Annotated in this window: 13 protein-coding genes and 1 pseudogene; 3 read left to right on the forward strand and 11 right to left on the reverse strand. The window is 61.2% G+C overall.

Translation table 11 applies throughout. The features are described 5' to 3' along the window. Positions 1-125 precede the first annotated feature (125 nt). From EFD56_RS31525 to EFD56_RS31555, 7 genes are all read right to left on the reverse strand, one after another. Positions 126-1,079, reverse strand: coding sequence for a peptide ABC transporter ATP-binding protein (locus EFD56_RS31525; RefSeq protein WP_126907091.1), 954 nt, complete (start codon positions 1,077-1,079; stop codon positions 126-128). Next, positions 1,076-2,092 carry an ABC transporter ATP-binding protein gene (locus tag EFD56_RS31530; protein WP_126907092.1) on the reverse strand — a complete coding sequence of 339 codons (1,017 nt, stop codon included), beginning with the start codon at positions 2,090-2,092 and terminating at the stop codon, positions 1,076-1,078. Before EFD56_RS31530 ends, EFD56_RS31525 begins: the two co-directional genes overlap by 4 nt. Beyond that, positions 2,092-2,982 (reverse strand): ABC transporter permease subunit, encoded by an 891-nt coding sequence (locus EFD56_RS31535; protein ID WP_012482735.1) that lies wholly within the window; start codon positions 2,980-2,982, stop codon positions 2,092-2,094. Before EFD56_RS31535 ends, EFD56_RS31530 begins: the two co-directional genes overlap by 1 nt. A gap of 9 nt (positions 2,983-2,991) precedes the next feature. Beyond that, positions 2,992-3,996, reverse strand: coding sequence for an ABC transporter permease subunit (locus tag EFD56_RS31540; RefSeq protein WP_004676182.1), 1,005 nt, complete (start codon positions 3,994-3,996; stop codon positions 2,992-2,994). An 87-nt stretch (positions 3,997-4,083) separates the two neighbouring features. Then, complete coding sequence (locus tag EFD56_RS31545) at positions 4,084-5,679, reverse strand: ABC transporter substrate-binding protein (protein ID WP_126907093.1); 1,596 nt, start codon at positions 5,677-5,679, stop codon at positions 4,084-4,086. Between the two features lie 331 nt (positions 5,680-6,010). Further along, entirely contained in the window at positions 6,011-6,493 is a 483-nt protein-coding gene (rirA, locus tag EFD56_RS31550) for an iron-responsive transcriptional regulator RirA (RefSeq protein WP_064817486.1), read from the reverse strand. A 276-nt stretch (positions 6,494-6,769) separates the two neighbouring features. Further along, positions 6,770-8,266, reverse strand: coding sequence for a CoA-acylating methylmalonate-semialdehyde dehydrogenase (locus tag EFD56_RS31555; RefSeq protein WP_126907094.1), 1,497 nt, complete (start codon positions 8,264-8,266; stop codon positions 6,770-6,772). Positions 8,267-8,436: 170 nt separating this feature from the next. Here EFD56_RS31555 and EFD56_RS31560 point away from each other — a divergent pair, with 170 nt between their 5' ends. Continuing rightward, a complete protein-coding gene (locus tag EFD56_RS31560; RefSeq protein ID WP_126907095.1) occupies positions 8,437-8,751 on the forward strand; it encodes a putative quinol monooxygenase in 315 nt (104 codons plus the stop codon). Beyond that, positions 8,748-9,629 (forward strand): LysR family transcriptional regulator, encoded by an 882-nt coding sequence (locus EFD56_RS31565; protein ID WP_126907096.1) that lies wholly within the window; start codon positions 8,748-8,750, stop codon positions 9,627-9,629. Before EFD56_RS31560 ends, EFD56_RS31565 begins: the two co-directional genes overlap by 4 nt. On the opposite strand, the gene EFD56_RS32870 is transcribed toward EFD56_RS31565, so the two are convergent. From EFD56_RS32870 to traA, 3 genes and pseudogenes are all read right to left on the reverse strand, one after another. After that, complete coding sequence (locus EFD56_RS32870) at positions 9,626-9,793, reverse strand: hypothetical protein (protein ID WP_016734737.1); 168 nt, start codon at positions 9,791-9,793, stop codon at positions 9,626-9,628. The two genes, EFD56_RS31565 and EFD56_RS32870, sit on opposite strands and share 4 nt — an antisense overlap. Before the next feature lie 36 nt (positions 9,794-9,829). After that, positions 9,830-10,254: pseudogene (locus EFD56_RS31570) on the reverse strand (DUF4174 domain-containing protein). 457 nt (positions 10,255-10,711) lie between these two features. After that, positions 10,712-15,352, reverse strand: a complete 4,641-nt coding sequence (gene traA, locus EFD56_RS31575) for a Ti-type conjugative transfer relaxase TraA (protein WP_126907097.1) — start codon at positions 15,350-15,352, stop codon at positions 10,712-10,714. A 347-nt stretch (positions 15,353-15,699) separates the two neighbouring features. Between traA and EFD56_RS31580 the strand changes: the two genes are divergently transcribed. After that, positions 15,700-16,635 carry a nucleotidyltransferase and HEPN domain-containing protein gene (locus tag EFD56_RS31580; RefSeq protein WP_126907098.1) on the forward strand — a complete coding sequence of 312 codons (936 nt, stop codon included), beginning with the start codon at positions 15,700-15,702 and terminating at the stop codon, positions 16,633-16,635. Positions 16,636-16,850: 215 nt separating this feature from the next. Here the strand turns inward: EFD56_RS31580 and EFD56_RS31585 are convergent. Further along, positions 16,851-17,970: calcium-binding protein (locus tag EFD56_RS31585; RefSeq protein WP_164736887.1), on the reverse strand; the 1,120-nt coding region annotated here is incomplete at its 5' end.

A 17,970-nucleotide genomic window follows, 5' to 3' on the forward strand; every position in this document is an offset into this window, starting at 1 on the left:
TCGACTGAGCGGCGTGAGGCGGGCATTCATATGGATGTCCATTCGGTCCCCCGAGAATCACTGAAGCTTCGACAACCTCAGCTTTCCCGGTCCGGATCGAATGGACAACCTATTGGAAGCTCACATCAGTCGAGCGGGAAGTGACAGGCATATTTTTGCGCACCTTCTCCACTTAGTTCGGGAGAAACCTGACGGCAATAGTCCTGCGCCTTCCAGCAGCGCGGATTGAAGTGACAGCCGGATGGCGGCTTCAGCGGCGACGGCAGCTCGCCCTGAAGGCGGATGCGGTTCTTGGCGCGCTCCGGATCGGCGATCGGCGTCGCCGACAGCAGGGCGGCGGTATAGGGATGGCGCGGCCGGGCGAAGACCTCGGCCGCCGGACCGGTCTCGACCGGACGGCCGAGATACATCACCATCACCTCATCAGCGATGTGGTGGACGACGGAGAGGCCGTGCGAGATGAAGAGATAGGCAAGCCCCATCTCCTTCTGCAGATCCATCAACAGGTTCAGCACCTGCGCCTGGATCGACAGGTCGAGCGCCGAAACCGGTTCGTCGAGCACCAGCACCTTCGGCCGCAGCATCAGGGCGCGGGCGATGGCGATGCGCTGGCGCTGGCCGCCGGAGAACATATGGGGATAACGACCATGGTGTTCCGGACGCAAGCCGACGCGGGCCATCATCTCCTCGACCTTGCGGCGTCGGGAGGCGGCATCAAGATCGGTGTTGATCTTCAGCGGCTCTTCCAGAATCGAGCCGACCTTCTGGCGCGGGTTGAGCGAGCCGTAAGGATTCTGAAAGACGATCTGTACCTGGCTGCGCAGGCTGCGGTCGCCGATGCGCGCAGGCTTGCCGTCGATCAGCAATTCCCCGGCCGTCGGGTCCTCGATCATGGTGACCAGACGGGCGAGCGTCGACTTGCCGCAGCCGGATTCGCCGACGACGGCAAGCGTCTTGCCGGAATGGAGGCTGAAGCTGACGCCGTTCAGCGCCTTGACGGTGGCGTCGGCTTTGAAGAGACCGCGATTGACGGTGTAGAAGCGGGCGAGATCCCTGCCCTCGAGAACAGCGCCCGTCATACCAGGTCTCCTGCAGTTTCATTGACCATGACGCCGGGATGCCCGAGCGGCTTGCCGTCTTTCAAAGGATAGTTGCAGAGCGCCAGGCCGAGCTCCGGTCCCTGGCGGACGACGCCGCGATCGCATTCGACAGTAGCGTAGCCGCAGCGCGGCGCGAACAGACAGCCGGTCGGACGGCCGTGCTGGCCGGGCACGACGCCGGCGATCGAGGGGAGACGATGGCCGACCTGGGCGCGTTCCGGCAGCGCGGCGAGCAGGGCTGCCGTATAGGGATGATGCGGATCGCGGAACAACGCCTTCACCGGCTGCTCCTCGACCTTCTGGCCGGCATATTGCACCTGCACGCGCTCGGCGGTTTCGGCAACGACACCCATGTCGTGGGTGATCAGCACCAGCGCCATGCCCTGTTCCTTCTGCAGGCGCACCAGCAGATCGAGGATCTGCGCCTGGATCGTCACGTCGAGCGCCGTCGTCGGCTCGTCGGCGATCAGCAGTTTCGGATTGCAGGCGAGCGCCATGGCGATCATGACGCGCTGGCTCATGCCGCCCGACATCTGGTGCGGGAAATTCGACAGCCGGTCTTCCGGCGCCGGAATGCCGACGAGGCTCAGGAGCTCGATCGACCGCTCGCGGCGTTGCTTCCGGTTGAGGCCCACATGCACACGCAAGGTCTCGCCGAGCTGGAATCCGACCGTGAAGCACGGGTTAAGACTCGACATCGGCTCCTGGAAGATCATCGCCATGTCCTTGCCGACGATCTTGCGGCGCTGACGACCGGAAATGCCGCGCAAGTCCTGGCCGTCGAACTGCATGCGGTCGGCGGTGATCTTCGCCGTCCAGGGCAAGAGCCCCATCAGGGCGAGCATGGCGACCGATTTTCCCGAGCCGGATTCACCGACGACCGAGAGGATTTCGCCCTTGTCGCAGCTAAGCGAAACGCCATCGACGGCGCGGAAAAGACCTGATGAGGTCTGGAATTCGACAGTCAGATTTTCGATTTCGAGGAGCGGCATCACGACCTCTTCAGCTTGGGGTCAAGCGCATCGCGCAGGCCGTCGCCCATCAGGTTGATGGCGAGAACGGTGATGAGGATGGCAAGACCCGGGAATGTTACGACCCACCAGGCGCGCGAGATGAACTCGCGGGATTCGGCGAGCATCGTGCCCCATTCGGGTGTCGGCGGCTGCGCGCCCATGCCGAGAAAGCCGAGGGCTGCAGCATCGAGGATCGCCGCCGAGAAGGCGAGCGTCGCCTGGACGATCAGCGGCCCAAGACAGTTCGGCAGGATCGTCTTGAACATCAGGCGCAGCGTGCCGGCACCGGCGACACGCGAGGCGATCACATATTCCTTCTCACGTTCCGAAATGACCGAGGCGCGCGTCAGGCGGACGAAATGCGGCTGGTTGACCAGCGAAATCGCGATCATGGCGTTGGTCAGGCCAGGCCCGAGCACGGCCACCAGCACGAGAGCAAGCAGCAGCGACGGGAAGGCCAGGATGATATCCATCAGGCGCATGATCGCCGTATCGATCCTGCCGCGGAAATATCCGGCGACGAGGCCGATCAAAACGCCGCAGATGACCGAAAGCGTGACGACGACGACGCCGATGAAGAGCGAGAAGCGCGCGCCGTAGATCAGGCGTGAGAGGATATCGCGGCCGACGGCATCCGTTCCGAGTGGGAATGAGGCGCTGCCGCCCTCCATCCACGCCGGCACGGCGAGCAGCACCTGGCGGTTCTGCTCGTTCGGCGCATGCGGCGCAAAGACCGGCGCGAAGACGGCAACGACGAGAATGAGGATGAAGACCACGAGGCCGATGACGGCGCCCTTGTTGCGGGAGAAGTAATGCCAGAATTCCGCAAGAGCGGATGGCTGGCCGGTTTTGACGGTGACCGTGCTCATGGACCGCTCCTAGTGACGAATGCGCGGATTGATGAAGCCGTAGAGGACATCAACAATCAGATTGACGAGCATGATGACGCCGGCGATCAGCAGAAGACCGCCCTGTACCACGGCGTAATCGCGCTTGAACACCGAATCGACCATCCATTTGCCGATGCCCGGCCAGGAGAAGATCGTCTCGGTGAGAATGGCGCCGGCGAGAAGAACGCCGATCTGCAGGCCGATCGTAGTGATGACGGGGATCATCGCATTGCGCAGCGCATGCACGCCGACGACGCGCAAGGGCTTCAGGCCTTTCGAGCGCGCCGTGCGGACATAATCTTCGCCGAGAACTTCAAGCATCGCCGAGCGTGTCTGGCGGGCGATGACGGCGAGCGGGATGGTCGCCAGCACGATGGTCGGCAGAATGAGATAGCTGACCGCGGAGGCAAAAGCCCCCTTCTGTCCGGACAGCAGGCTGTCGATCAGCATAAAGCCCGTGACCGGCTTGAAGAAATACATCAGCGAAATGCGGCCGGAAACCGGCGTCCAGCCAAGATAGCCGGAGAAGAAGATGATCAGCAGCAGGCCCCACCAGAAAATCGGCATGGAATAACCGATCAGGGCGACGCCCATCACGCTTTGATCGAACCACGTGCCTCGCTTGACGGCAGCAAAGATGCCGGCCGGCACGCCAAGACAGACGGCGAGGATGATGGCGCAGAAGGAAAGCTCGAGCGTCGCCGGAAACAGCGTCAGAAATTCGCCGAGGACCGGCCGCTTGGTGACGATCGAGGTGCCGAGATCGCCCTGCAGCACTTTTCCGAGATAATCGAAATATTGCGCATACATCGGCCGATCGAAGCCGAGATCGTGCATGATCTGGGCGTGCCGCTCCGGCGCCATGACACGCTCACCCGAGAGCAGCATGACGGGATCGCCGGGAAGCAGGCGGATGAACGAGAAGGCAATCAGGGAAACGCCGAGGAATGTCGGGATCAGCACCGCGAGGCGGCCGATGAAAAAACGCAACATGGCAGATATCCAATAGTTTCCGGCGGTCAGGGGGTTCCTGACCGCCGGCTGCGCCCAGCTCTGCCGGGCATTCTTACATTATTCTTGTTATTCGGATACGTCGACGCCGTCGAAACGGTGAATGCCGAGCGGGTCCATCTTGAAGCCCGAGACCTTCTTGCTCATCGGAACGAAGACGAGCGAGTGGTCGAGGGTCGCCCAGGGGGCTTCCTTCTTGAAGATGAGCTGCGCCTGCTCATAGGCCTTGGTGCGCTCGCCGACGTCGGCCGTCAGCTTGGCCTTGGTCATCAGGTCGTCATATTCCTTGTTGCACCACTGGGCGCGGTTGTTGCCGCCGACGGCATCGCAGCCGAGCAGCGTATCCATGAAGTTGTCAGGATCGCCGTTGTCGCCGGTCCAGCCGATGATGACGGCGCCGTCGCGCTTCACGTCGGAGGAGAGCTTCAGATATTCGGCCCATTCATGCGTGACGATCTCGACCTTGACGCCGATCTTGGCGAAATCGGCCTGGATCAGTTCGGCGGCGCGGCGCGCGTTCAGCATGTAGGGACGCGACACCGGCATCGCCCAGACCTTCATGCTGAGATCCTTGACGCCGGCATCGGCAAGCGCCTTCTTGGCGGCCTCAGGATCATACTTGTCGTCCTGAACGGCGTCGTTATAGGACCACATGGTCGGCGGGATCGGGTTCTTGGCAACGGCGGCCGCACCCTGGAAGACGGCGTCGATAACAGCCTGCTTGTTGATTGCCATGTTCAGCGCACGGCGGACTTCCGGCTTGTCGAACGGGGCCATCTGGGTGTTGTAGGCGAGGAAGCCGACATTGAGGCCGGCCTGTTCCTGAACGGTCAGATTTCCATCCTTCTTCAGTTCCGGAACGTCGGCGGCATTCGGATAGGGGATCAGGTGGCATTCGCCGGCCTTCAGCTTCTGAGCGCGGACGGCGGCGTCAGAGGTGATAGCGAAAACCAGATCGTCGATCTTTTCCTTGCCCTTGAAATAGCTTTCGTTCGCCTTGTAGCGGATGACGGCATCCGGCTGATAAGCGACGAAGGTGAAGGGGCCGGTGCCGAGCGGCTGCTGGTTGAGCTGCGCCATCTTGCCGTCGGCGGCAAGCTTGTCGGCATATTCCTTGGAGACGATCGAGGCGAAGTCCATGGCGAGGTCGGCCAGGAACGGCGCTTCAGGATGGTTGAGCGTGAACTTGACGGTAAGGTCATCGACCTTTTCGACCGACTTGATCAGCTCCGGAAAGCCCATGCCGGCAGCGTATTCGTAGGAACCGCCCTCGACATACTTGTTCCACGGATTGTCGGCCTTCAGCTGGCGCTCGAAGGAGAACACGACGTCGTCGGCGTTGAAATCGCGCGTCGGGGTGAAGAAGTCGGTGGTCTGGAACTTGACGCCGGGATGAAGCTTGAAGGTGTATTCCGTGCCGTCGGCCGAAACGCTCCAGCTGTCGGCGAGCCCGGGTTCGATCTCGGTGCCGCCATGCTTGAATTCGACGAGGCGGCTGTAGACCGTGCGCGACGAGGCGTCGAAGGTCGTGCCCGACGTATAGAGGCTCGGGTCAAAGCCTTCCGGCGAACCCTCGGAGCAATAAACAAGGGTCTTGGACCAGGCCGCCGTCGCCATGACCGAAATCAGGGCCGTCGCTGCCAGCATGACAGAGATCTTTTTCATAATATTTGTTTCCCGGTTGTTCTTTTTTAATGTCTACCGCAGATTAGCATCCCGATCGACGGTCGATGGAACGACATTTATCTACTGAAAGCAACGGGCTATGGAGAAAATTTTTCCAGTTGGACAATTTTAGAAATTTTCAGTCAAAAATCAGCCTCAATTAGAAATATTCGGATAAAAATCAGCGGAATTTCGTCGCATTTTGGACATTTGCGCCCCTCAGCTGCGCATAATGACCATTTCCCGCATCCGCGAGCGGGCGAAAGCGACGCAAACAAAAACCGCGGCTGCCCGGGCAACCGCGGTTTTACAAGTCTGTTCTTCCGTGAATTCAGGCCGCCGGGGCGACAATCGCGGGCTTGCGATAGGCCTGCTCGCCGGTCAGTCCAAGAAGGAAATTGATCTGCGGCCGTGCCTTGACGAGGTCGTCGATCGTATATTCCGACAGCACCGCGAAGAAGGCATTGAGCGCCTTGCGCAGCGCCGAATTCAGGCCGCAGCTGTCGACCAGCGGGCATTCGACCATGCCGTCATCCTCGAAGCATTCGGCCATGGCGAAACTGTCTTCCGTGACTCGCACCACATCGAAGAGGGTGATGTCGGCCGCCGGCCTGCCCAAGCGCACGCCGCCGTTGCGGCCGCGCACGGTCTCGACCAGACCTGCCTTGTTCAGCGGCTGAAGGATCTTGAAAAGAAAGAGCTCGGAAACGCCGTAAGCCTTGGCGATCTCCGGGATGCGGCTCAGTTGCCCTTCATTGGCAGCACAATACATCAACATGCGAACCGCATAGTTGGTCTGCTTCGTCAACCGCATGCCGATCTCCTGACTCGTGCCTGTTCAGACCTATATAGGCGGTTTGGCAGTTTTGAACAATTCCAAAATATGAAATTCGCATTCAGCTTATGAGGCCATTTGCCGCGACGTCAATTCTGCACCGAAACCCTCTGGGTCGTCATCGATGATGCCTGACTTCGCTCGGACGTGTGGATGGAAAGCAGTGCCGATGCGGCGGCGCGCCGGGTTTCCAACAAGACCAAATAAAACGGGGGCCGAAAGGCCCCCGAATTGCAGGTCGATTGATCGTGCAGATCACTTCATCGTCGGCATGACGAATTCGGCGCCGCTCTTGATGCCGGAGGGCCAGCGGGCGGTGACGGTCTTGGTCTTGGTCCAGAACTTGATCGAGTCCGTGCCGTGCTGGTTGAGATCGCCGAAGCTCGAGGCCTTCCAGCCGCCGAAGGAGTGATAGGCGAGCGGAACCGGGATCGGAACGTTGATGCCGATCATGCCGATATTGATGCGCGAGGCGAAATCGCGAGCGGCATCGCCGTCACGCGTGTAGATCGCGACGCCGTTGCCGTATTCGTGCTTCATCGGCAGCGACAGCGCTTCCTCGTAGTTCTTGGCGCGGACGACGGAGAGGACAGGTCCGAAGATTTCGGTCTTGTAGATGTCCATCTCGGGCGTGACGTGATCGAACAGGCAGCCGCCGACGAAATAGCCGTCTTCATAGCCCTGGAGCTTGAAATCGCGGCCGTCGACGACGAGCTTAGCGCCTTCCTCGACGCCGCGGTCGATCAGGCCGCGAACCCGCGTGTAGGCGTCCTTGGTGACCAGCGGGCCCATGTCGGCCTTGTCGTCGGTATAGGGGCCGATGCGCAGCGATTCGATCTTCGGCGTCAGCTTCTCGACAAGGCGGTTGGCGGTGTCCTCGCCGACCGGTACGGCAACCGAGATCGCCATGCAGCGCTCGCCGGCCGAACCGTAACCTGCGCCCATCAGCGCGTTGACCGCCTGGTCCATGTCGGCGTCGGGCATGATGATCATGTGGTTCTTGGCGCCGCCGAAGCACTGGGCACGCTTGCCGTTCATTGCTGCCGTACCGTAGACGTAACGGGCAATCGGCGTCGAGCCGACGAAGGAAACCGCACCGATATCGGGATCGGTGAGGATCGCGTCAACGGCACCCTTGTCGCCGTTGACGACGTTGAGGATGCCGGCCGGCAGTCCGGCTTCGATCATCAGTTCGGCAAGGCGGATCGGCAGGGAGGGATCACGCTCGGAGGGCTTCAGGATGAAGGCGTTGCCGCAGGCGATCGCCGGCGCAAACATCCACATCGGGATCATGCCGGGGAAGTTGAAGGGCGTGATGCCGGCGCCGATGCCGACCGGCTGGCGGATCGAATACATGTCGATCGCCGGACCCGCACCCTCGGTGAATTCGCCTTTGGCGAGATGCGGGATGCCGCAGACGAACTCGCAGACTTCGAGCCCGCGGATGACGTCGCCCTTGGCGTCTTCGATCGTCTTGCCGTGCTCCTTGGAGAGCATTTCGGCAAGCTCATCCATGTGCTTGTTCAATAGTTCGACGAACTTGAAGAAGACGCGGGCGCGGCGCTGCGGATTGGTGGCAGCCCATTTCGGCTGCGCGGCCTTGGCGTTTTCGACGGCGGCGCGCAGTTCCTCGACGCTAGCCAGCGCGACGGTCGCCTGCACTTCGCCGGTTGCCGGATTATAAACATTGCTCACGCGGCCGCTGGTGCCGGCGACTTCCTTGCCGCCGATGAAATGACCGATCTCACGCATGGGTGCTCCTCCTGTTTTTGGGATGGCCTACAATCGCACTTCAATTTGCACAAATCAATGCGCTGATATAAGGAACCGTTGTGCGCATATTGTAGCCCGATGACAACTACTGCTGCCTCCAAACTTGGTACGGCGCAAGGACAAGTCAAACCCCAGGGAAGGTCGAACCGATGAGCCGGAAACCTGTTGTCAGAATCGCGGAACTGGAGATCGATCCGGAGACGCTCGAAGCCTATTGCGCCTTGCTCACAGAAGAAATCGAAGCGTCGCTTGCGCTGGAAGACGGCGTTCTCTCACTCAATGCCGTTTCCATCCGGGACAATCCAAACCAGATCCGCATCCCCGAGGTCTACGCCGACCAGGAAGCCTACGAGGCCCATCTGCAGACGCCGCATTTCCTCAAATATAAGCGTGAGACGGCCGGCATGGTGACATCGCTGACGCTGATGGACGTCGATCCGATTGCGATGCGTGCCAAGCCATGAACTGGGATGATGTCCGCATTTTCCTCGCCGTTGCCCGCACCGGGCAGATTCTTGCCGCCTCGAAGCGATTGGGGCTCAATCACGCCACGCTTTCACGGCGGCTGACCTCGCTCGAAGAGGCGCTGAAGACCCGGCTTTTCATCCGCCGCACGAATGGCTGCGAACTGACGGCCGAAGGCGGGGTCTTTCTGCACGCCGCCGAGCGCATGGAAACCGAAATGCTGGCCGTGCAGGCCAATCTCGGCCACACCGACACGGCAATCGCCGGCACGGTGCGCGTCGGCGCGCCCGACGGGTTCGGCGTCTCGTTCCTGGCGCCGCGCATGGGCAGGCTGATCGAGCGCCATCCGGAATTGAAGATCCAGCTCGTGCCGGTACCACGCTCTTTCTCGCTGTCGCAGCGCGAGGCCGATATCGCCATCACGCTGGAACGTCCGGAACAAGGCCGCCTCGTTTCCTCCAAGCTGACGGATTACACGCTCGGCCTCTATGCCTCGCGAGAGTATCTCGCCGCCCACGGCAGGCCCGGCGATGTCGAGGCGCTGAAGGCCCATCCGCGCATCGGCTATGTCGAGGACCTGCTGTTCACCGCCTCGCTAAATTTCTCCGGCGAGGTGATGCGCAGCTGGGACGCCGGCTTCGAAATCTCGACGGCGATCGGCCAGACGGAGGCGGTGCGATCCGGCGCCGGCATCGGCATTCTGCATGATTATATTGCCCGGCAGTATCCGGAACTTCAGCGTATCCTGCCAGAGATTTCGATCCGCCGCGCCTATTGGACGACCTATCACGAAACGGCGCGCGACCTCGTGCGCGTCCGCAGCGTCGTCGACTTCCTGCAGGAATTCGTCAGCGCCGAACGGCAGATCTTTCTTTAGTTCTCAGAGACGTGCTTTGCCGGCTCGTCGTTTTCATCAGGATTGGGAACCGGTGCCTCGTCCGGCAGCCTGTCCGGCTCCGGTTCGGTGATCGGCGGCACCGGCTTCCAGCCGGGTGCCGGCATCGGCGGCTGATCGGGGATGGGTTCGTTGGGCACGGACATGACCGTCTCCCTTTTTGTTTGCGATGTTCGTCGGGGCTATCTGTCCGAATTCAGCATCTCTGCGCGCATCGGCATGCTGTCGATAATGGCGAAGAGCTCACCATTGGTGATCGGCTCGCTGAGCTTGAGTTTGACGGTTCCGTCCTTGCCGAGCAGGAAGGCAGCGAATTCTCCGGCCTCCGGCCCCTCGAGATCGTGGCGGATCGCTTCGCCGTCCAGGCCATCGGCAGCGCCGAAAAGCGTCCGCACATTGCCGGCCGAGACCTTCAGCACCACCATATCGCGCTCATCGAGTGCGCTTCGGTCGGCCAGCAGCTGGTTTTCCTGGCGCGCGGAGCGGGCATTGTCTCCGTCGGCGAAAAGAATGAAGACGCGGTTCTTCCACTGGAAGGCAGCCAAGCTTTCGATCGGCGCATAAGCGCTGTTTCGATCTTGGTCGCGCAGAGAAGTGTTTTCGACATGCAAATTCTCCCGTCAATTGGGGAACGATACTGGCAAGGCATGGGTTCCATTCAATCGTCAGGATCGTGGTTTGCGTTTCTGCATTTGGTGGCCGCGCAGCCGTGCTGTTGAGTCGCGCCCTCCCGGGCAGCGCTGCATTATCGGGAACTCACCGACAGCTGGGCCCGTCTCTTGCCGCTTTGGGGAGGTGCAGACACTCATCTCCGGCCGGGAAGATAGGTTCCACACCTTTCGCAGTTTCAATCTCCGGCGGCGCCATTGTACTCACGCTAAAAAATGCCGGTGCAAGTCGGTCGGCGTCCGTCAGGATTCCCATTCATGAAAAGTGAACCCTGGTGCCGCACCAGCAGCGCTCAATGGTTGGTCGCATTCGCGCGATCTCTAATGCATAGTTCGCGGAGAGCACCCCGCAACATCGCAGTTGAGGTAAGGTTTCAATGACGCGTCTTTGATTATCTAACCGTAATTCAAGTCGAGTCCACGGCCGTGGCTGACGGCACGCTGACGCCGTTCCGCAAGGACCTGCTGACTGCCTTCCTCACGCACGACATGCTGCAGCACCTTTAGCCTTTCCTGGATCGTCGCGAAGGCTCCGCGCTGCGCCGGCGGCACGCTGTTGATGAGATCCTTGTCCCCTCGCAGGATGGCGTTGCGACCGAAGCGTTCGTCGAGCGCCTGGCTGACAGCGGTAAACTCCCGGCCGATGCCGGGATCGAGGGAAGCGGCTGAGACACTCAGCCTTCTGCTGTTCTTGCTCGCTTCAGCCGTCAGACGCGTCAATGCCTCTTCCGCTGCTTTCGACAAAGCAGGAATGGCGACCGCCATGCGCCGTCGCTCTTCTGTGAGGGCTTGGCGTTCGGCATCGAGGATGTTGGCATAGGCAGATCCGAGCGAGCGCATCCGAATCGCCGCTTGCGGCACGGCCTGCACTGCCTCTTTCCGCTCACGGCCGGAGGCCAGCATCCGGTCCATCAGTCGACCGGAGCCGCGTAACGCGCCATAGGCGGCCGGGTCATTGGTAATGGCGGCCGCGATACGATCGGCAGCAAAGCCTTTTTCGAGCAGGTCCTCGATTTTGTCGACAGTTTCAGCCGGATCGCGCCAGATCGTCTTTGCCGCGTTCGCGAGTGCCACACGCTCCTGACGGTAGAGGGGAGCGGAGAGAACGCGCGAACGCGCCTCCTCGTCCACCGGCGTCTTGAACTCGGTGACGGCGGCAAGCATGGGCGGCATGGCGACATTCTCCTTCCCTTGCTCCGTGCCGGGAACGGCGGCAGCGCCCGCAACGATCCTCCAGCGATCCTGTCGCTCGGCAAGATGCTGCTCACCGTCAAAGCGCTTCACGGCTTCGAACAGCCGGGTCAGCTCCTCGCGCCGCCCGGCCGACAGATCTTCCGGCATACGCTCGACCATGTTGCGTTCGGCAATCGCATCGGCCTTCGCGGTGAACGCACTCCAACCGAAGCGGGCGGTCAGCGCTTCGCTGACCGCTTTGATTTCCCGCACGACGGTGCGATCCTGAGCGGCATGCGCAAAAGCCGTCTTGTAGGCGTCGTCACCGCCCTGGGTGCGCACCGCCTCGATCTCCATGAGACGCGTCATAGCGCGCTCGGAGAGCGCCGGGATCGACAAGGACATGGATGCGCGCCGTGTCTGCTCTCGCCGTTCGAACCGTTCGGCGTTCCTGCGCAACTCAGTCGCATGGCCGCGAACCAGGGGAAGCAGTTCCTCCAAGGCTGCCATGGCGACATCGCGCTCGTCACGCGCCGCCCGTCCGTCGACGATCAGATCGGAGCCCCGCAGGCGGCCGAGGCGATCGGGTGCTGCGGCAAGATCGCCGGCGAGCTCGCGCGGTTCGGCGCTGGTATCCGAAGCGAGCGCATTCAGCCTGACCAATGCGGCATCCGGATCGCGATAGATTTTTTCGAGCAGCGGCCGCAGGCGAGCCTCCCGCTCCTTCACGGCCGGCGACGAAAGCTGCGCCAGTCGCGCATCCTCGCCAACGCTCCTGGCAAAGGCGATGGCAGGCGGAACCAGATAGCGCGCATCACTGGAAGCCGTCTCGGCTGTCGTCTGGCTCCGCTCTTCATGATAGGCGACCCGCCGTTCTCGCTCGATCGAAAAGCCGAGCGCCATGCTGGCCCGTTCCCAGAGCTTTTCCACCTGCTCCCGCTTTGCGGCAATCCACGCCCAGCGCCGCGACAGGCTCTCCTCCATCTCGGCGGCGGCCAAAGAGAGGTGATCGATCCCGCGGCGCCTGGCGAAGTCGTCAGCATGTGCGCGGTAACCAGCCTCGCTTTCAAAATCGAGCGTCGTCGTCTTGACGCCGGAGCGTGACAATCGCTCGACCAGCTGGTTGTAGATTTCCGGGCGATGACTTTCGCGCGCGATGCGCTCCTGACGCGCTTCGGCGGTCTCGACCCGTTGGGCTGTCCAGACGTTACGATCGACTTCCCTCTCCTCGTAATGCCTCTGGCCTGTCTTCTGGTCGACAATGGGTACCTCAACCTTGACCCGCTCGACGCCGTCCTTTCTGAGCGTGACGGTGTCGCCTTCCGATATGAAGGCATCCTCGAGCGCCTTCGGCAGGCTTACGCCCCAAAGCCGGTGCACGCTCCCGTCGTCGGTCCTGACGTCGGCATAGGGGCTGTCATCGGCATCCTCATCGTCCGGCCGGAATTTGGCCTCTCCGGTCTCGACAAGCTCGCCGGTGACGCCGGCGGCATGATCGACACGCGGCTTGCGTCCCCATTCGGGCCTAGCCGCAAAATCCTCCTTCGCCGCATAAAGATCGACCCGATCACGATGCCTCGTCATCGACACATAGGTCAGATGCTGGTCCATCATGCCGGTTGCGAGCACGAAGGTGCGGTCGACGGTGACGCCCTGCGACTTGTGAATGGTCGCGGCATAGCCGTGATCGACATTGCGATAGCTGTTTTCGCTGAAGACGACCTTGTCGCCATTATCGAGAAGGACTGACAGAAGCGGATCACCGCGCTTGTCACCGGTCGCGACGACGGTGCCGAGCATGCCGTTCTTGACATATTGTGGACCCGGCTGCCTGGCCCGCGGCTCGATGAAGCGGGCATTTTCGAGGAAGATAATGCGGTCGCCGGCGGCGAATTCCCGTGTGCCCCGCTCGGTCCGGAAGCTGCGGCTTTCACCGAGAGCCGCCTCACCTGTCATCACCGACCGCAGCGCCTCGTTCAGCTTGCGGACATGATCGTTGGTATGGGCGAGCACCAGCAGCTCGTCGCGGCGAAGACTGCCGTCCCTGCCCTCGGCAACAGATCGACCGATGGCCTCTCTGCGCGCCTCAGTCCAATCGGCAACGATGCGATCAATGACCTCCTGGCGGGTCTCCGCCTCGACCAGGCGACCATGCTGAGCGTAAGCATCGAGGCCCTTCTCGACCTCGCCACGGGCAAACAGGCGCGAGGCATCGCGCGCCCATTCCTGACGCTGGCGGCGCACGCCGGCAAGCTCGGCAAAGCCGATCCGTTCGGTGATTGCCCGGAAGGCCGCACCGGCCTGGATCGGCTGCAGCTGCATCGCGTCGCCGACCAGAACGACCTTTACCTCGGCCTCCTCGGCAATCTTCAGCACACGGGCCATCTGTTGCGACGACACCATGCCGGCCTCATCGATCACCATCACGTCGCCGCGGTGCAGCGTCTCGCGGCCGTTGGCCCATGTCAGTTCCCAGGAGGCAAGCGTGCGTGACCGGATGCCGGAACTGTCCTCGAGACCCTCCGCCGCTTTGCCGGCAAGGGCTGCACCGATCACCCGGCGGCCTTGGCTTTCCCAGGCGACCCGTGCGGCGGCAAGCAGCGTCGATTTGCCGGCGCCGGCAAGCCCGACGATGGCAGCAATGCCGTCATCAGCAGTGACATGACGGATCGCATCGACCTGTTCCGGATCGAGCCGGAAGCGCTGTTGCGGATCCTGCGCCTCGACGCTCTCGATCGCCGCGTTTTCATGCCGCTCGGAAACGCCGAAGCCACGGCGCCCCGACAAGACCTTCGCCGACTGCACCATCTCATATTCGATGCGCAGCATATCTCGAATGGTGAAGACGGCGGGCTCCGTCGTCTTGCCGGTCTCTGCGTCGATCTGCTGCGGCCTCAGCATGATCAACTGGTTCGACGCCATCAGCCGCGCCCGGATATTGGCGAAGTCGGCGGGATCGTCGACATAGCGATGCAGCGCCTTGGCGATGTCGCGCTCGTCGAAAGTCGAGCGCTCATTGCCGAGCCGCGTCAACAGAAGCTCAGGATCGGCAAGCAGCCGGTCGGCCATCTCCTGGCGGCGGGCAAGATGGGCGGATGCGAAGTAACGCTCCCTGCCCTTCTTCACCAGCGCCGCCTTCTCCGGTCCGAGATGCTTCTGCGCGATGCCGTCCAGGCCCTGTTCGGCATAAGAGCGTCCGTCGAGCCGGATCTCGTGGCCGGCAAGCGCCAGGTGTCGATTGGCCGTGTCCGCCCAGTCGATTTTCCACGCCTTCATCGTTTCCTTGTCGCCGGCCCAAAGCTTGTAGACGATCCTGCCGTTCGGACGATCCGGTGTGGTGACACGCAGCGGCTCGCCGTCCTCGCCACGCACGGGAACATTCTTGAGCCCGAACCCCTCCTCGGTGAGCGGCCGCAGTGTCGTCATGAGATGAACGTGCGGATTGCCGTCCTTATCGTGATAGGCCCAGTCGGCAACCATCCCCTTAGCGGTGAAATTGTCCCGGACGAATTCGCGCACCAGCGCGACATTTTCCGCCCGTGTCAGTTCCTCCGGCAGCGCGATGATCAGTTCGCGCGCGAGCTGTGCATCCGACCGATTCTCGAACGTCTCGACCGCGTTCCAAAGCGCCTCACTTGCCCCGGCGACCGATTGGCCGTCCATCGCAATCTTCAGCCAGGCCGGGACCTGATCCGGCAGCGCCAGCTCTTCGTGGACGAGGTCGGGATCTCCGCCCCGATAGCTGAACGACCTGCCTGCCTGGTCGTCCATCATCTTCGTGCGATGGCGATAGGCGGCGGCCGAGACAATGCTGCGTCCCGCTCCCCTGCTGATCACCTGCGCTTTGATGAACATGATCGCCATGATTGTCTCTGATTTCGGCGCAGTTGCAGCAAACGAGCGGTTTGGTCGCTCTTTAGACGTCAGCCAGGGAGAGCCTCACCCCGGTTCATTCCAAAGCGTTTTCGCGGGCCTACCTGACCGACAAATAGGCTATTTAACTGACTTATTCAAGATGGTATAATCGCGTTTTATTCCACTGTTCGTAGTGGACGTGATCCGAGTGGCACGGGTCAGATGATCCTCGTGCTCAAGCTTGACGCTTTTCAACAGCCCTCGCGGGATGGCGATCGAATGAATAAAGGCCCTAAATCGAGCTGTGTTAAGAATCCTGGTGGACGGTATCGGATCTTTCACCTATCGGATTGCTCATGAAGTCGTCCCTCGATCATATCCCGCTTCGCAAACAGCGAGAACTCGGCCGGGTTCTGGAGATCCTGCACGAGGAGTTCGAGGATGCGCTGAAGGACGGTACGGCGGAGTTCAAAAAGCGCGGAAGGATCTTAAAGGTGATCCTATTCGGTTCCTACGCCAAGGGAGAATGGGTGGACGAACCGTTCACGATGAAGGGATACCGGTCGGACTTCGACCTCCTGATCATCGTCAACAACCGCAAGCTCTGCGAGTTCGCTGAGTATTGGCACAAGGCCGCCGACCGCCTGATCCACGACAAGACGATCGAGACGCCGGTCAGCTTCATCGTCCATTCCAGACGCGAGGTGAACAGCTACCTCAAAGAGGGACAATACTTCTTTTCAGACATTCGCAAGGAAGGTATCGTTCTCTACCAACTGGACAATGAGCCACTTGCCGAACCGAAGCCGCTCTCGCCGGCAGATCGCTTGCGAGTGGCGGAGGAGCATTTCCATCACAGATTTTCCACGGCGACGAATCTCAGCACCCTCAGCGGTTCTGCAATGCTGAACCGAATGTACAACGAGGCGGCTTTTTTGATGCATCAATCGATAGAACAAGCCTATTCTTGTGTTCTGTTGACGCTCACCAATTACGGCCCGCCTTCTCACAACATCAAATTCCTCCGCTCACTCGCTGAGGAACAAGACAGGCGCCTGGCTCAGGCGTTTCCTCGCGACCAGCATCGCGATCGTGCTTGGTTCAACACATTGAACGAGGCCTATGTGAAGGCACGCTACTCAAAACATTTCGAGATCAGCGAGGAGGCTCTTGGGTGGCTTGGAGAGCAAACGACCTTGTTGGTTGAATTAGTCAAGAGGGTGTGTTCGGAGCATCTGGAGCTGCTTCAGCTGAGTAACCTGACTTACCCCGAAGAACTCTCACAGCCCTGAAATGGCCACGCCGGCTGTGAACATCGCAAGCACAGGCTACTCGAATTTAATCTTGGAAACGGGTCGCGGTAGGTTGGTCTGCCATTAGGCGCGAGTCCGCAAGGGCCATCAAGGATCCCGCTATGGTCATCGTTGTTCGGCACTCTCTTGACGTTTACGAGCGCAACCTGTGAGTTAAGCTCCAGGCAAGTCGGGCCGCGAGGTTCTGAGAACAATCAAGCAAACAAGAAGTCCCACGACTGCAGGCTTGAAAGAGCAACGTTCCTCAACGTTATGGTGTTGTCGGAATCGGCTGTGATGATTGTATCATTGCCGGACTGCTCGGTTGCCGCAAAAAGCGATTCCCAATCGGCGAAGATGCCGTGATCGATCGAGATCGCGTCATGTGCGGAGCCGGTTGCCACGAAGTTTGTGATCGTGTCATGACCCCAGTTCGCCGAATAACCGAAGACGTCGGCTGCCGCTCCACCAGTGAGGATATCGTCGCCGGCGCCGCCCGTCAGCGTATTGGAACCACTGCCGCCGACCATAACGTTGTTCAGCGCATTCCCTGTTCCGGCAAACGCCCCCGTTCCGATAAAGATCAGGTTTTCGACATTGGTCCCCAATGTGTAGGCGGCCAGTATCGTGCGAACCGTGTCGGTTCCCGCGTCGGCGGCTTCGATGACCGTGTCGCCGGCATGGTCGACGATGTAGGTGTCGTGCCCGGCCCCCCCGATCAAGGTATCCGCACCTGCCCCACCGTTCAGCATATCGTTGCCAGCGCCGCCGGTAATCGTGTTGGCGAGCGCATTGCCGGTGCCGGTGAAGTCGGCTGACCCGGCATAGGTCAGGTTCTCGACATTGGTCAGTGCGGCGATCGAGTAGGTAGCGAGCGTCGTGTGGACTGTGTCGGTCCCCGCGTCGGCCGCTTCGGTGACGATGTCGCCGGCATTGTCGACGATATAGGTGTCGTCGCCAGCACCGCCGATCAAACGATCGGCCCCGGCGCCGCCATTCAGCGTATCATTGCCGGCGCCGCCGGACAGCGTATCGGCGGCAGTGCCACCGGTGATCGTGTTGTCGAGGCTGTTGCCTATGCCGACAAAGGCTGCCGTGCCGATGTAGGTGAGATGTTCAACATCGCTGCCAAGCGTATAGCTTGCCAGGGTTGTGCGAACCGTGTCGGTCCCGGCGCTCGCGGCTTCGGTGACGATGTCGCCGGCATGGTCGACGATATAGGTGTCGTCGCCTTCACCACCGATCAAGCGATCGGCCCCGGCCCCGCCATTCAGCGTATCGTTGCCGGCACCGCCGGAAAGCGTATCGGCGGCAGCCCCACCCGTGATCGTGTTG

Source organism: Rhizobium phaseoli (assembly GCF_003985125.1).
GTDB lineage: Bacteria > Pseudomonadota > Alphaproteobacteria > Rhizobiales > Rhizobiaceae > Rhizobium > Rhizobium phaseoli.

Bases quoted from the DNA above. Each gene is read 5' to 3' on its own strand.
- rirA (WP_064817486.1), bottom strand. From the start codon at position 6,493: ATGCGGTTGACGAAGCAGACCAACTATGCGGTTCGCATGTTGATGTAT.
- EFD56_RS31525 (WP_126907091.1), bottom strand. From the start codon at position 1,079: ATGACGGGCGCTGTTCTCGAGGGCAGGGATCTCGCCCGCTTCTACACC.
- EFD56_RS32870 (WP_016734737.1), bottom strand. From the start codon at position 9,793: ATGTCCGTGCCCAACGAACCCATCCCCGATCAGCCGCCGATGCCGGCA.
- EFD56_RS31580 (WP_126907098.1), top strand. From the start codon at position 15,700: ATGAAGTCGTCCCTCGATCATATCCCGCTTCGCAAACAGCGAGAACTC.
- EFD56_RS31555 (WP_126907094.1), bottom strand. From the start codon at position 8,266: ATGCGTGAGATCGGTCATTTCATCGGCGGCAAGGAAGTCGCCGGCACC.
- EFD56_RS31535 (WP_012482735.1), bottom strand. From the start codon at position 2,982: ATGAGCACGGTCACCGTCAAAACCGGCCAGCCATCCGCTCTTGCGGAA.
- EFD56_RS31530 (WP_126907092.1), bottom strand. From the start codon at position 2,092: ATGCCGCTCCTCGAAATCGAAAATCTGACTGTCGAATTCCAGACCTCA.
- EFD56_RS31560 (WP_126907095.1), top strand. From the start codon at position 8,437: ATGAGCCGGAAACCTGTTGTCAGAATCGCGGAACTGGAGATCGATCCG.
- traA (WP_126907097.1), bottom strand. From the start codon at position 15,352: ATGGCGATCATGTTCATCAAAGCGCAGGTGATCAGCAGGGGAGCGGGA.
- EFD56_RS31545 (WP_126907093.1), bottom strand. From the start codon at position 5,679: ATGAAAAAGATCTCTGTCATGCTGGCAGCGACGGCCCTGATTTCGGTC.
- EFD56_RS31565 (WP_126907096.1), top strand. From the start codon at position 8,748: ATGAACTGGGATGATGTCCGCATTTTCCTCGCCGTTGCCCGCACCGGG.
- EFD56_RS31540 (WP_004676182.1), bottom strand. From the start codon at position 3,996: ATGTTGCGTTTTTTCATCGGCCGCCTCGCGGTGCTGATCCCGACATTC.